This is a genomic window from bacterium, assembly GCA_016703265.1.
Classification (GTDB): domain Bacteria; phylum Krumholzibacteriota; class Krumholzibacteriia; order LZORAL124-64-63; family LZORAL124-64-63; genus CAINDZ01.
This window is the reverse complement of the sequence record JADJCK010000007.1, coordinates 407,131-421,121: the sequence shown is the minus strand read 5'-3', so window position 1 is coordinate 421,121 and position 13,991 is coordinate 407,131. Positions and strand designations below refer to the sequence as shown.

At 70.9% G+C, this 13,991-nt stretch carries 9 protein-coding genes and 2 pseudogenes; 2 read left to right on the top strand and 9 right to left on the bottom strand.

Features of this window, described 5'->3' with window-relative positions; all coding sequences use genetic code 11:
• The first annotated feature begins 72 nt into the window (after positions 1-72).
• Positions 73-1,251, top strand: a complete 1,179-nt coding sequence (locus IPG61_15635) for a twin-arginine translocation signal domain-containing protein (protein ID MBK6735478.1) — start codon at positions 73-75, stop codon at positions 1,249-1,251.
• A 74-nt stretch (positions 1,252-1,325) separates the two neighbouring features.
• Here IPG61_15635 and IPG61_15630 read toward each other — a convergent pair.
• From IPG61_15630 to IPG61_15590, 9 genes and pseudogenes are all read right to left on the bottom strand, one after another.
• Positions 1,326-2,524 (bottom strand): annotated as a pseudogene (locus IPG61_15630) (class I SAM-dependent methyltransferase).
• A complete protein-coding gene (locus tag IPG61_15625) occupies positions 2,521-3,426 on the bottom strand; it encodes an endonuclease/exonuclease/phosphatase family protein (protein MBK6735477.1) in 906 nt (301 codons plus the stop codon). Before IPG61_15625 ends, IPG61_15630 begins: the two are co-directional and overlap by 4 nt.
• A gap of 77 nt (positions 3,427-3,503) precedes the next feature.
• Positions 3,504-4,730 (bottom strand): MFS transporter, encoded by a 1,227-nt coding sequence (locus IPG61_15620; GenBank protein MBK6735476.1) that lies wholly within the window; start codon positions 4,728-4,730, stop codon positions 3,504-3,506.
• A pseudogene (gene malQ, locus IPG61_15615) lies at positions 4,727-6,278 on the bottom strand (4-alpha-glucanotransferase). The gene IPG61_15620 and the pseudogene malQ overlap by 4 nt, the downstream one beginning before the upstream one ends.
• A 67-nt stretch (positions 6,279-6,345) precedes the next feature.
• The gene (locus IPG61_15610; GenBank protein MBK6735475.1) at positions 6,346-8,133 is read right to left on the bottom strand and encodes a phosphotransferase; all 1,788 of its coding nucleotides are present in this window, start codon (positions 8,131-8,133) and stop codon (positions 6,346-6,348) included.
• Entirely contained in the window at positions 8,126-9,292 is a 1,167-nt protein-coding gene (locus tag IPG61_15605) for a DUF1343 domain-containing protein (protein ID MBK6735474.1), read from the bottom strand. The genes IPG61_15610 and IPG61_15605 overlap by 8 nt, the downstream gene beginning before the upstream one ends.
• Before the next feature lie 55 nt (positions 9,293-9,347).
• On the bottom strand, positions 9,348-10,499 hold the full coding sequence (locus IPG61_15600; GenBank protein MBK6735473.1) for a glycosyltransferase: 1,152 nt from the start codon (positions 10,497-10,499) through the stop codon (positions 9,348-9,350).
• Positions 10,496-11,590, bottom strand: a complete 1,095-nt coding sequence (locus IPG61_15595; protein ID MBK6735472.1) for a glycosyltransferase family 9 protein — start codon at positions 11,588-11,590, stop codon at positions 10,496-10,498. Before IPG61_15595 ends, IPG61_15600 begins: the two co-directional genes overlap by 4 nt.
• Before the next feature lie 21 nt (positions 11,591-11,611).
• The gene (locus IPG61_15590; GenBank protein MBK6735471.1) at positions 11,612-12,682 is read right to left on the bottom strand and encodes a hypothetical protein; all 1,071 of its coding nucleotides are present in this window, start codon (positions 12,680-12,682) and stop codon (positions 11,612-11,614) included.
• Between the two features lie 219 nt (positions 12,683-12,901).
• On the opposite strand from IPG61_15590, the gene IPG61_15585 reads away from it, so the two are divergent.
• Positions 12,902-13,948 carry a hypothetical protein gene (locus IPG61_15585; protein MBK6735470.1) on the top strand — a complete coding sequence of 349 codons (1,047 nt, stop codon included), beginning with the start codon at positions 12,902-12,904 and terminating at the stop codon, positions 13,946-13,948.
• Positions 13,949-13,991 lie beyond the last annotated feature (43 nt).

The window sequence follows — 13,991 nt, the reverse complement described above, 5'->3', positions numbered from 1 at the left end:
CATCGTCTACGGACGGCGACAGTCCCGCGCGGGACTGTCGCCGTCGGTTTCCCCCCAGCCGAAAGGCCCGCCATGCGCCAGGGAACCTCTCGTCGCGATTTCATCCGCCAGGCTGCCCTGGCCGGCGCCGCCGTCGGGCTGGCCGGATTGACCCCGCCGTTCGCCCGCCGCGCCTGGTCCCTGGACGGCGACGCCCCCACGGACAAGCTGAAGGTGCTCATCCTCGGCGGCACGGGCCAGACCGGCCCCCACCTGATCGAGGAGCTGGTCCGGCGCGGCCACACGGTCACCATGTTCAACCGCGGCACCCGCTCGGAGGAACTGTTCCCGGCGGTCGAGTGCCTGATCGGCGACCGCCAGCCCGAGCCCGGCGACGGCCTGAAGGCGCTGGAAGCGGAGATAGCCGGCGGCCGCTCGTGGGACATCTGCATCGATATCTGGCCGCAGATCCCGAGGATCGTGGAAAACACGGCCGTGCTGCTCAAGGGACATGTCGGACACTACATGTTCGTGTCGTCGATCTCGGTCTACGTGGATTTCGCGACGCCCGGCGCCGACGAGACGGCCCCCGTGGGCCAGGCGCCCGACGCCGACACGACCGCCTACACCGATGAACTCTTTGGCCCGTTCAAGGCCGAATGCGAGAACCGCGTTCGCAGGCACTACCCGGAGAACCACACCATCTTCAGGCCGGGCCTGATCGTGGGCCCGCGCGACGCCAGCTTCCGCGGCGGCTACTGGCCGGTGCGCGTGCGGCGCGGCGGCGAGGTGCTGGCCCCCGGCGACGGCACGACGGCTGTCCAGGTCATCGACGGGCGCGACCTGACGGCGTTCGAGGTCCTCTGCATGGAGCGGCGGACGGGCGGCACCTTCGACGTGACCGGCCCCAATCCGGCGACGCCGTTGACCATGCTGGGGATGCTGGAGACCTGCCGCCAGGTGGGCGGCGCCGAGGCCTCGTTCGTCTGGGCCGACCTGGCGTTCCTCGAGGAGAACGGCGTGGGCGCCTGGCGCGACATGCCGTGCTGGCTGCCCAGCGAGGGCGAAACCGCCGGCTTCGGCAAGCGCAGCCTGGCCCGGGCCGTCGGCGCCGGCCTGGTGCATCGCCCCCTGGCCGACACGGTGCGCGACACGCTGTCCTGGTACGACGCGCTGCCCGCCGACCGGCGCGAGGCCGTCACGAAGCGCGCGGGCCTGACGGCCGAGCGCGAGGCCGAGGTCCTCAAGGCCTGGCACGCGAAGCACGGGTAGGTGGCGGCGATCCGGCAGGCCCAGTCGGCCCGGCAGGCCCAGTCGGCCCGGCAGGCTCAGTCGGCCCGGCAGGCTCAGTCAGCCCGGCAGACCAGGCCCTTGAGGTAGGCACCCTCGGGGAAGCTCATCAATACGGGGTGGTCGTCGGCCTGGTCCAGGCGCTCGATCAGCTGCAGGTTGCGCCCGGCGTCGAGCGCCGCATCGGCGACGATCTTCTGGAAGAGGTCGGCCTCGAGCAGGCCCGAGCAGGAGAACGTCACGAGCAGGCCGCCGGGCCGCAGCAGCTTGAGCGCCTGCAGGTTGATGTCCTTGTAGCCGCGGCAGCCGCGCGGCAGGTGCTGGCGACTCTCGACGAACTTGGGCGGATCGAGCACGACAAGGTCGAAGCCTCGCCCCTCCTGTTGCCACTGGCGCAGGCGGGCGAAGGCGTCGGCCTCGACGCATTCCCAGCGCGAACGGTCGAAGCCGTTCAGTTCGCCGTGCCGGTCGGCCAGCGCCAGCGCGCCCGCCGACGACTCCAGGTGCGTGACGCGCGCGGCGCCGCCCTTGAGCGCCGCCAGGCCGAAGCCGCCGGTGTAGGCGAAGCAGTTGAGCACCTCGCGGTCGCCGGCCAGGGCCGCCACCCGGGCCCGCGCGGCGCGCTGGTCCAGGTAGAACCCGGTCTTGTGGCCCAGGCGCACGTCGACGAGCAGGCGGACGCCGTTCTCGACGATCTCCACCACCTCGGGCGCCTCGCGCCCGCGCCAGTGCCCGGCGCGCACCGACAGGCCTTCCTTGATGCGCACGTCGGCGTCCGAGCGCTCGTGCAGCCCGGCGCAACCGGTCGCCGCGAGCAGTGCGTCGGCCAGCGCCTCCTTCCAGCGCTCGGGCCCGGCGGCCAGGATCTGCACGACCAGGTGGTCGCCGTAGCGGTCGACGATCAGTCCCGGCAGGCCGTCGTTCTCGGCGTGGATGATGCGTCGCGCCCAGGGCCCGTCCTCGGCAGGGTGCCGCGCCGCGCCACCGCGCGCGCCACCTGCTCCGCCAGGAAGGCGGCGTCGATCTCCTGGTGCGGGTCGAACGTCCACAGCCGGACGCGGATCTGCGAGTGCGGCGAGTAGGCACCAAGGCCCAGCGGCACGCCGTTGGCTCCCATGACCATCACGGTATCGCCGGAATTGGGCGAGCCTGTCACGCGCGCGATGGCGCCCGAGAAGACCCACGGATGCCACCGGCGCAGCGACTTGTCGCGGCCCGGCTTCAGGTGGACGACGGCTGCGGCTTCGGCGGTCACGGTACCAACCGGACGACGACGGGCAGGTGGTCGCTCACTTCGCTGTCGTACTTCGACCAGCCGAGAACGGCGGCCAGGGGCACGACGGCGGTCAGGGACCCGGCGGCGTCGATCGCCGGGAACAGCTCGCTCGTGACCAGGATGTGGTCCAGGTGGCTCGGCCAGCCCGGGTACGACCAGCCTTCGCTCGGCCCCAGCGCAATGGCCATGTCGGCGAAGCGCCAGCTGGCCGGCGCGTCGAGGAAGTTCTGGAAGACGTTGTGAGGCGCGGTGTCGGTCAGCTCGTCGTTCATGTCGCCGACGATGAAGACGCGGTGGTCGGGCAGCTGCGTCTCGACGAACTCGGCCAGCAGCAGGCAGGCGTCGCGCCGGCGCGTCTCCTCGTCCCACGGATCGGCCGCATCGAGCAGGCCGTTGCCCGATGCCTTGAGGTGGTTCGCGACCACCGCAATGGGAACACCGTTCCAGGTGGCCTCGAGCACGAACGGCGCCCGCGGGAACTCCCGCGAGTAGCTCGTCATGATCTCGTAGGTCGAGGTGACCTGCAGGGCGCCGCCCTCGCTGTACAGGAAGCCGAGGTTCTGGTAGGCGTCACTGCGCGCCCGCGCACCGCCCCAGCCGTCGATCTGCGCCACGAGCGCATCGAACGAGGTCCCGTTGGAGATTTCCTCCACCGCCACGATGTCCGGCCGCAGGCCCACGATGATCTGGTCGACCCAGTTCACCGTCGCACCGCCCGCCTTCGGGAAGTTCTCGATGTTCCAGGTCATCACTTCGAGCGTGGTGTCGGCGCCGACCCGGGCCGCCTCGAAGGGATTGCCCGGCGGCGGCACGACGGACTTGTCCGTCTCGCCGCAGCCTGCCAGCAGCAGAACGGCCGCCAGCAGCAGAGCAGCCGTCAAGCCGCCCACGATTCCTGTCCAAAGCCGCATTGCCATGTCCCGGGACACCTTTCAGACCGCGAGGTGTGAGCCCTCAATTATGCACGTCCCGTGCCCCCGGCGCCAGCCACGACCGGGACAGCCCGGTCCGGCACCCGGATGCGGATACAGACGAAGAAACCGCCCAGGGCCAGCGCCGCCGCCAGCAGAAAGACCCATTGGTGGCCGTAGTGCTCCCAGAGCCAGCCCGAGAGGATGGGCAACGTCATCGCCACGGAGTGGTCGATGGTGACGCCCAGCGAGATCGTCGGCGTGATGTCGGTCGGGTCGACCGCGATCTTCTTCAGGTAGGTGGTGCGCGCCACCCGGAGCGCGAACAGGACGTTGTCCGCCACATAGGCGCCGTAGAGCAGGCGCAGGTCCCAGGGTGCGGGCAGCAGGTCCGAGGCGAAGGCGTAGACCAGGCAGATGAGCATCAGCAGCAGCGTGTCGGCCGACAGCACGGTGCGCTCGCCCAGCCAGTCGATGACATCGCCCAGGAGCGGCCTGAGCAGGACACCCAGCGCCGCGCCGATGAAGTAGAGTAGGGCGATGGTCGAGACCGGCACGTGGTGAAGTGACACGAGCACCCAGGTGCCGAAGACCAGGAAGATCTGCTTGCGGATGCCGAACAGCGCGCTGATCGCGTAGAAGATCCCGTACTCACGGCGCCAGACCAGGCGACGCGACGGCGGGTCCTGCCGGCCCATCCCCAGGCGCAGGTAGAACCAGCCCGCCACGACCGCGCAGAGCGCGCCCGCCAGGTAGAACAGGTCGTAGCGGTCGCCCACCAGCTTCGCCGTGAGCCAGACGCCCGAGACGCCGAAGATGACCCCGAGGTTGCGCGCGCCGCCCAACTGGCCCAGGCGGCGGCCCTCGGCGCCGTCGCGCGCCAGCTTCAGGCCGATCGGCCCCTCGACGGCGAAGATGATGTGATCACCCAGCGACCAGACGATGGTCCACACCACGAGCAGCGCGGGGCCGGGAGCCAGCCAGCCGAGGCCGAGCGATCCGATCCCCGTCGCGATCATCGCCAGCGCGGCGATGCGGCTCTCCCGGAAGCGGATCAGCAACAGCCCGACAACGCCAAAGATGATGAAACCGGGCAACTCGCGCGGGAGTTCCAGCCAGCCGCGCGCGCTGGCATCGAGCCCGTGCACGTCGGCCAGGTAGTTGTTGAACGTCGAGGCGATGATGCCGGAGACCGCGCCGAAGAACAGCGTGGCCAGCAGCACGCGCCGGAAGTCACCCTGGACCCTGCCGGCCAGTTCGCGAAGGTTCGTCACGCGAAACTCCCGCCGGCCGGCGACTCGGGATCCTGCCGCGCGGGCGCCTTCTGTCCCGGTGCGCGGCGATAGAGCCAGGTCAGGCGCGCCAGCCGCGCGCCTTCGGGGCCGTCGAGCGCCGCCGGCGCGATGCGCCAGCTCCAGTTCCCCTGGTCGGCACCGGGCAGGTTCAGTCGCGCCTCGCGCCCCAGGCCGAGCACGTCGGGCATGGTCGTGATGAAGGTGTGCGCGCACGACTGCAGGCCCAGGCGGATCAGCGTCCAGTGCGGCTCTTCGACGGGTGCGCCGACGTACTCGGCGACCAGCGCCTGTTCCTCCGCGCCGGCCAGGTGACGCCACCAGCCCAGCACCGGGTCGTTGTCATGCGTGCCGGTGTAGACCACCGAGTGTGGCGTGTGCTCGTGCGGCAGGAAGGCATTGTCGGGACCGCTCCAGGCGAATTGAAGCACCTTCATCCCCGGCAGCCCGAATTGCTCGCGCAGCGCATCGACCGCCGGCGTGATCAGGCCCAGGTCCTCGGCGATGAGCGGCAACGTGCCGCCCAGGCCCTCGCGCAGCGCCGTGAACATCGCGGCCCCCGGGCCGGGGATCCAGCTGCCTTCCCTGGCCGTCTTTGCACCGGCCGGGACGCTCCAATAGGCCTCGAAGCCGCGGAAATGATCCAGGCGCACGACGTCGACCTGCTCCAGGCAGGCGCGCACGCGCGCGATCCACCATCGATAGCCGTCGGCGGCCACCGCCTTCCAGTCGTAGAGCGGGTTGCCCCAGAGCTGGCCGTCGGTGCTGAAGTAGTCGGGCGGCACGCCGGCCACCGCCAGGGGCTTGCCTGCGGCGTCGATCTGGAACAGCTCCGGACGCATCCAGACGTCGCTGCTGTCGTGGGCGACGAAGATGGGGATGTCACCCACCAGCCTGACGCCGCGGCGCCGTGCGTGCTCGCGCAGCGCGTCCCACTGGGTGGCGAACAGCCATTGGCGGAAGCGGTGCGCGTCGATGCGCTTGGCAAGGCGCACACGGGCCTGCGCCAGAGCGGCTTCGTCGCGCCGCACCAACGACGGCTCCCACTGCGGCCAGGGCTGCCCTCCGTTCTCCTCCTTCAGCGCCAGGAACATCGCCAGCGTGTCGAGCCAGTCCGCGTGCCGGCCGCTCCAGGCCTCGAACTCGCGCCACTGCGGCTGTGCCGCCCGCGCGCAGAAGCCCGCCCAGGCGCGGTCGAGGACCATCATCTTCCAGTTGATCACCGGCCCGAAGTCGACGTGGTCGGCAGGGCAGGTCGGGCCGGTCGGCCAGGTCGGCAGCGGTCAGCCAGCCGTCGGCGTGCAGCCGCTCGAAGCTGACCAGCAGCGGGTTGCCGCCGAAGGCCGACAGCGTCTGGTACGGCGAGTCGCCGTAGCTGGTCGGGCCCAGGGGCAGCACCTGCCAGATGGACTGCGCGTGGTCGGCCAGCCAGTCGACGAAGCGGTGCGCGGCGGGGCCCAGGTCACCGATGCCGTCGGGGCCCGGCAGGCACGTGGGATGAAGCAGGATGCCGCTCGCGCGCGGGAACAGTGTCGGTTCTGGCATCGGTGGACCTCGGGTACGGGAAAATTGCAGGTGGAAATCCGCTGTCGTTGTCTCAGTGCTCGGCACCGGCTCCCGGCGCCGCGCGCGCCGCAGCGATCCGCGCGGCCACAAGATCGTCGTCGAGTTGCGCCAGGCACGCTTCGAGGACAGGCAACGCGGGCGGAAGCCACGGCGCCGCGGCGTTCGCCTCCGCGCGCGCAGCGATCACTGCACGCAGGACATCGCGCAGGTGGGCCAGCCCGCGGGGCACGTGCGCCAGGAAGCCGCGCCTACCCTTCACCAGGCCCAGGAAACCGTAGGCGCCCAGCGCCTGCATCAGGCGCTGCAGTCCGGCGCCGAGCACCATTGCGCGAACATCGCCTTCCGAGAGGCCCGGCTCCAGTTGCCGGCGCACCTGCGCCGCAAAGCGCAACATGAGCGCTTCGCGCCGCGCCGGAGGCACGGCAACGTACGGATCCCAGAGCAGCGAAGCCAGGTCGTAGCCGAGCGGCCCCGGTCGCAGGCCCTGAAAGTCGACCAGCCGCAGGCGACCGTCCTTGACGAGCAGGTTCTGCGACTGGTAGTCGCGATGGATCAGGTACACCGGCTGGGCAGCCACCGCCGCGGCGAGCGCCTCGAACCCGGGTGTCAGCGCTGCCAGCGCCGCCGGCTCCAGTCCCATGAGGCCGCCCAGGAAGCGCTCGCGGAAGTAGTCGGTCTCCCAGCGCAGGACGCCCTCGTCCAGCGCCAGGTCGAAGGCGACGGGGCACTCGAGGCGGGCGGCGCCCGTGGCCGCCTGCAGGCGCGCCACGTGGTCGGTCGCCAGTTCCCACGCGTGCACGGCTGACGGTTCGTCACGGGAGATGTCGCCCGCCATCGCGAACAGGCTGCCGCAGCCGAGGTCCTCCATCAGGACGGTCTTCTCGTCGTCATCGACGCGCAGCAGGGCAGCCGGGGCCAGGTCGTGCGCGCGCAGGAAGGCCGCCAGCGCCACGAAGCGCGCGTGCTCGGCGTCGCCCGGCGGACTGACCATCGCCACGGCCGACCAATCGCCCGCGCCCAGTCGCCAGAAGCGGCGGTCCGAGCCGTGGCCGCGGATGCGCTCGATCGTGACCGACGGCGGCGGGGACGAGGCCACGTCGTCGTCCGGCTGTGCGTCCAGCCAGCGCGCGAAGGTGCCCACGTCGCTCCACGCGGCACCGGCCGGCGTCCAGGCGCGGACGGCGCCGGGTTCACGCGCGATCACGGTCGCCAGCACGTCGACCAGCGACGAGACGCCGGGCGGGACATCGTCGAGGATGCGGCGGGAAAAGACGCCGACACCGGAATAGGTGAGCCGCCGTGCTGCCGTCGGGGCGCCTGCGGCCGGCGCCGGTCGCCCGGCCAGGCGCAGTACCGAACCGTCGTCCGCCACCTCGACAGTGTTGACCGCCGGGCAGTCGACCAGCATCAGGGTGGCGACAGCATCGCCGGCGTCGTGCGCAGCCACGAGCGCCGACAGGTCCGCGTTGGTGAGCACGTCGCCGTTGTGCAGCAGGAACCCGGGCGCGCCGGCCAGGAACGCGCGTGCGCCGTGCAGCGCGCCGCCGGTGCCGAGGATCTCCGGTTCGGGACTGATCGTGAAGCGCGCGGCATCGGCGCGCGCGGCCAGGTGCGCGGCCACCTGTTCCCCCAGGTGATGCGTGTTGACCACGACGGGGCCGACCCCGGCGCGATCGAGGTTGGCGAGCGCCAGGTCGAGCAGGGACACGCCGGCGACCGGCAGCAGGGGCTTGGGCACGATATCCGTCAGCGGGGACAGGCGCGTCCCGTAGCCCGCGGCCAGCACCATGCCGCGCAGGTTGCCGGTCGCCTCACGCATAGTGGCGATGTGCGGCGGCGATGTCGGCGAACGCCCGCAATTCCTCGAGCCAGCCCGCCTTCATCTGCCAGGGTGTGCTGCCGGATTCCACCTGTTCGCGCCAACGGGTGCCGCCGGCGAGGATATCGATGGGCAGCTTGTGCGCCTCGTACTCGTACGGCGGCTGCTTCCAGGCGAAGCCTTCCGGCCACAGTCCGGCAATGGCGGCAATCGCGGCCGTGTACGTGACCACGGGCTCGAAGAGCGCGCGATCGATCACGTGAACCTGCACGCCGCCGCAGACCTGGCCGCCGAACTTGTGGAACGTGGGCTCGAAGCTGACCGGGCGGAACCGGCAGCCCGGCAGGTTCCAGGCCTGCAGCACGGCGGCCAGCCGGCGACCATCGACGAACGGCGCACCGAAGATCTCGAACGGACGCGTGGTGCCGCGACCTTCCGAGAGATTCGTGCCCTCGAGCAGGCAGGCCCCCGGGTAGACGTACGCCGTGTCGGTCGTGGGCATGTTCGGCGAGGGCAGCACCCAGGGCAGGCCCGTGGCCTCGAAGTCCTGCGCGCGGCTCCAGCCCTCCATCCAGACGACCTCCAACTCGACGTCGAGCCCGCGCCAGGCGACGAAGAAGCCGGCCAGCTCGCCGATGGTCAGGCCGTGCCGCATGGGGATCGGCGCCAGGCCGACGAACGAACGGTACTCCGGGTCCAGCACGTTGCCCTCGACGAGCTCGCCGCCCAGCGGATTGGGCCGGTCCAGCACGATCACGCGCTTGCCCGTTTCCGCACAGGCCTCGAGGCACAGGAGCAGCGTCCAGATGAACGTGTAGTAGCGGGCGCCCACGTCCTGCAGGTCGATCACCAGGGTGTCGAGGCCGTCGAGCATCTCCGCGGTGGGCTTGCGATGCTCGCCGTACAGCGAGTGCACGGGAATGCCCAGCTCAGGGTCCCTGAACCCGCGCCACTCGATCATGTTGTCCTGCGTCTGGCCGAGGATGCCGTGCTGCGGGCCGAACAGCGCCCGCAGGTCGACGGCCGCGCCGGCATTGGCTGCCTGGTCGCGGGTATGCCTCAGGTTGCCGTCCACCGAAGCCGGGTGCACGACCAGTCCCACGCGCTGCCCACGCAGCGCACGCCAATGACCGGCCTGCAGCCGATCCAGTCCCGTCATCACAGTTGCCAAAACCGACTCCCGGTCAGTTGTAGTAGTCAGGCTTGCAGCCGCCTCACCGGGCAGCCAGCTCCTCGATCGCGGCCGCCATCCGTTCCCACGAGTACTTCCGCTTTTCGACGGCGACGGCCGCCCCGAACGCCTCGGCGCGACCCTCGTCGAAGAAACGTGCGATGGCACCGGCCAGGGCGGCGGTATCGCCCGGTTCCACCAGGAATCCGGTGACGCCGTCGGCCACCACTTCCGGCAGGCCGCCCACGTTCGTGGTGACGACAGGCCGGTCGTAGTTGTAGGCGATCTGTACGATTCCGCTCTGGGTCGCCGAGACGTACGGTAGCACGACCAGGTCGGCCGCCACGAAATAGCTCTCCACCAATTCGTCGGGGACGAAGCCGTCGACCAGACGCACGATGTCGGCGGCCCCACCCTGCGCGATGCGGTCGAGATACGGCTGCTTGTCGCCGTAGACGTCGCCGACCACCAGCACGCGCACCCCGTCGCCGTAGCGTTGCTTCAGCAGCGGCGCGGCGTCCAGCAGGTGCAGCACGCCCTTGTAGGGCTTGATGAACCCGAAGAAGAGCACCAGTCGCGCGTCCGGCGGCAGGTCGAGCCGGGCGCGGGCCTCGGCCCGCGTGGGCCGCGGTCGCCCCGGCACGCCGAAATCGTACACCGGGTGCGGCGCCTCCACCACGCGCCGCGGGTCGACGCCGGGCAGGACCGTCTCCAGGTCGCGCCTGACCTGGGCACTCTGCGCGATGAAGCCGTGCCCCTGGCGCAGGGCGCCACGCGTGAGGAAGTCGGCAAGCGGGTACTTCTCGTGCGCGATCACGTTGTCCAGGAGATAGATGACGCGCACGCGCGTGCGCCGCCGCAGCAGCCAGGTCACGGCCCAGAAGCCGGGCGCGAAGAACGGCAGCCAGTACTTGATGACCACCGCCTGCGGCGCCGCCTGCTCCAGGTCGCGGCACGTGCGCCACCAGCTTAGCGGCGACCACGGCACGAAACGCGGCAGGTTCGGGTGGTCGAGCCAGGCCGCCGTCTCGCCCTCCTGGGCACTGCCGGGAAACAGGAAGCCGGGATACTGGCGCCTGAACGAGGCCCAGAAGACTTCGTGCCCCCGCGCGGCCAGTGCACGCGCGAGCAACCCGTAGTAGGTGACGATGCCCCCGCGCAGCGGCGGCGCCGGGCCCAGGAAGGCCAGCTTCACGGGCGTCCCAGCAGGTCGAGCGTCGCCGCCTGCACCGTCGCGGGTTCCAGCGACTCGAGGCAGAACGAGGGCGCGGTGCAGCGCGGCTGGAAGAAGCACGAGCAGGCCTGGGGCGGCTGCACGATGACGCCGCGGCCGTACAACTCGAATTCGCGCGGATTGAAGATGTTGTTGAGCAGCACGAGCCGCTTGCCGAGGCCGAGGGCGATGTGCATGGCCATGGTCACGGCCGAGACCACCAGATCGCAGCGATCGACAAGGCCGATGAACGTGCGCAGGTCGAAATGCCCCGGGTAGGTTGCGCCCGTCGCCAGCGCCAGCCTCGCGTTCTTGTCGTGCTCCTCGGGTCCACCCAGCAGCACCACGTTCAGGCCCTGGCCGCGAAGGCCGCGCGCGAGTTCCGCCCAGCTCGACTCGGGCCACAGGCGACTGGTCCAGCGGCCGCCGCAGCCCGTGTTCAGGCCCACCAGCGGCCCGCCCGTGGGCAGGTCGAAGGCCGGGGCCGGCTCCGGGCGATCCAGCACGTAGGGCTCGCCGGCGAAATCGTAGCCGCAGATCGCGAAGATCTCCTGCAGGTAGCTGAGGCGGCAGGCGCGATTGACGTCGTCGAACAGGCCGGTCAGGAACTTCGCCTTGACGGCCTCGGCCATGGTCGGCGTGACGCCCTCGGTCACCGGCCGACACAGGCCGTCATCGCCCAGCGTGAAGCCGACCTTGCGGGCGGCGCGCACCTCGCGCAGCAGCGCGCAGGCCTGGCGATCCTTGTCGAGGTTGATCGCCAGGTCGAAGTCGACGTGGCGCAACCACAGCAGCGTCGCCGTATCGAACGGGCGCACGTCGCCGGCGCGGCGCGGAACCAGCGCCGGGAATTCGGTGACCCAGGTCAGCGCGTGATCCGGGTAGTCGCGCTGCAACGGGAACAGCAGCGGCGTCGTGCGGATGACGTCGCCGGCGGCGCCGAGCTTGACCAGGAGGATGCGGCCGGCGCGCGGGCGGAACTCCGGGCAATCGGCGCAGTGGACGCCGCGCTGCTTGTGCGGCGCACAGGGCACATCGCCGCGGAAGTGGAAGCAGTCGGCGCGGTAGATCACCGGTTCCATCCTCGCGTGCGATCAGCGCTCGACCGGGACCTGGCGGTCGCGCAGGCCCTTGAGGGCCTCGCGCGCCTGCAGGGCCAGGCCGCTGGGCAGTCCGTTCTGCAGGGCCATGGCGAACGCGCTCTCGGCCTGCGCGACGTTCTCCATGGCTGCATACAGCCGCCCCATGTGGAAGTAGACAACGGCGGCATCGCCGCGGTCGCGTGAAAGCGCCAGGGCCTGGGTGAAGGCGTCGATGGCCTCGAAGTTCCGGCCCAGACCGGACAACGCGCGGCCCTTCATGGTCATCAGGGCAGACTTGGCGACCCCGTCGAACTCGAGATTGCTGTCCAGCAGCTGCGTGCTGGTGAGCAGGGCGGCGGCGGGCTTGCCGGCCGACAATTCGCCCTCGGCCTGGTCCATGCCCTGCCGTACCGGCAACGGCAGCGGCGCCCTCAGGCGGCGCAGGTCCGCGCGCAGGTCCAGGGCGAGCGTGTGCATGTCGCCGGGAAGTTCGTCGGCGAGCGCTTCCTCGACCAGCGCAGCGGCCTGGTCCAGGTACTGGCCGTCGCGCATGAATCCGGCAAGCAGCACCTTGGCCACGCCGTCGCGCGGGTCGTCAAGCAGCGCCGAACGGCAGGCGGCCTCGGCCTCGAGTCGGCGGCCGGCGGCGAAGGCCTCCAGCGCGCGGTTCACGTGGTAGCCGTACGCGGCGTGGACCTGGTCACGCGGCGGCCCCTCCAGCGAGATGGTGAACGCCGCTTCAACATCGCGATTCGTCACGACGACGATGATCTCCTCGCCACGACCCCACGGAACAAGTACCTCGTGGTGCGATTCGTCGGTCCTGAAGTAGAGCAGGGACTCGTCCTTCAGGCGGAGCACGTTCAGGTCGCAGCGGTTCTGGCCGCCGTCGACGACGAGTTTCCAGGACCGGACCTGGATCTGGTCGAAGTCCACGCGGAACTGGAACGACTCCCGCGAGCGCAGGGTCATGCTCTCGGACTTGTAGGTTTCCCAGTTGCGCTGCGCTGCGGCCGGGCGCGGAGCCAGGGCCAGCGCGGGCAGCAGCAGCAGGAACAGGGCCAAAGGATGCAGACGGGGCATGTCCCAACCCTCGGGTTGAACCGTGGAGCAAGTTGTCTGATACTCGCCGGGAATGTACCGGATGCGCACGGGGAACTCAAGATGACAGGCGGTTTTCCGCCGGTCGCGCCCCTGCGACGGGAAAGGAACCCGGGCTGCCCCGCGCGGCCCGCCGGAAAGGACCCGCCATGACCACCCAGATGCCCGCCGGCCGGCGTCCCGGGCTTCGGGCTTCGGCCGTTGCCGCTGCCATTGCCGCTGCTCCTGGCCCTGTCCGCCCTGCTGCTGGCCGCCCTCGCCCAACCCGGCGGCGCGCGCGCGCAGGGCGTGGTCGGCGATCCCACCGACCTGCGGTTCACCGTCCGCAACGCCACCTCGGGACAGCCGGCGGTTGCCGAGCGTATCGTCATCGATTACGTGGCGGGGCGCCTGAACACCATCCTTGACACGAAGCCCGGGGGCGCCGAGTTCACGGCCTCTGCGGTGCCGGTCAAGGACATCGGGCAGTACATCATCACGCTGTGGTACGAGGGCGTTCCCTACTGGTGGCAGAAACGCGGCACCGACCTGACCGCCGGACCGGTCGCGCTGGACGTCTTCGGCGTGACCACGAGCCTGGAATCGGCAACCATCTCGGGCCTGAACCTGGTGGTGCGCTACCGCGAGACGACGGCAGAACTGGAACTGATGGTCGAGATCGCGAACGAGGCCCGACCGCAGGTCACGATCCACCAGGCGTCGGGCACCTTCGATCTGATGCTGCCGGCAGGCGCCACCGACATCGAGGCGAGCTACCAGCGGGGCCCGGAACCGACGCCGGTTGCGGTCACGCTGAGCGGTACACGGGCCACGGTGGCGATGCCGTTGACACCCGGCACCAACCGCCTGCGCCTGACCGCGCGGGCGCCGTGGGACGGCGCCCTGGAAATGCCCGTGGGCAGCAACCTGCCCGTGGCCGCCTGGAGCCTGCTGACCTCCCCGCCCTCGGTGGCCGTCGAGACGACGGAACTGCAGGCCCCGGACGAGACGACGGTGCCCGGATTCGTGCGCCGCGCCGGGCCCGCCCTGGCGGCCGGCCAGGTCGCCAACCTGCGCCTGCTGGCCGGCGCGCCGGCCGGCAAGCCCGAACCGCTGTTCAAGACGGCGCCCGACAGCGCGGCCCCCGCAGGCGAGTTGCCGGCCACCACCGGTGCGGCGAAGAAGCGCGGCCTGCCCCTGCCCTTGGCCGGGCTGGCCGTGTTGATTATCATCGGCGGGCTGATCTTCGCGCGCCGCCGCCGTTCCTAGGCGGCGCGGCCCTTCCCGAACGCAAGCGACCGGCCCGGCGGCC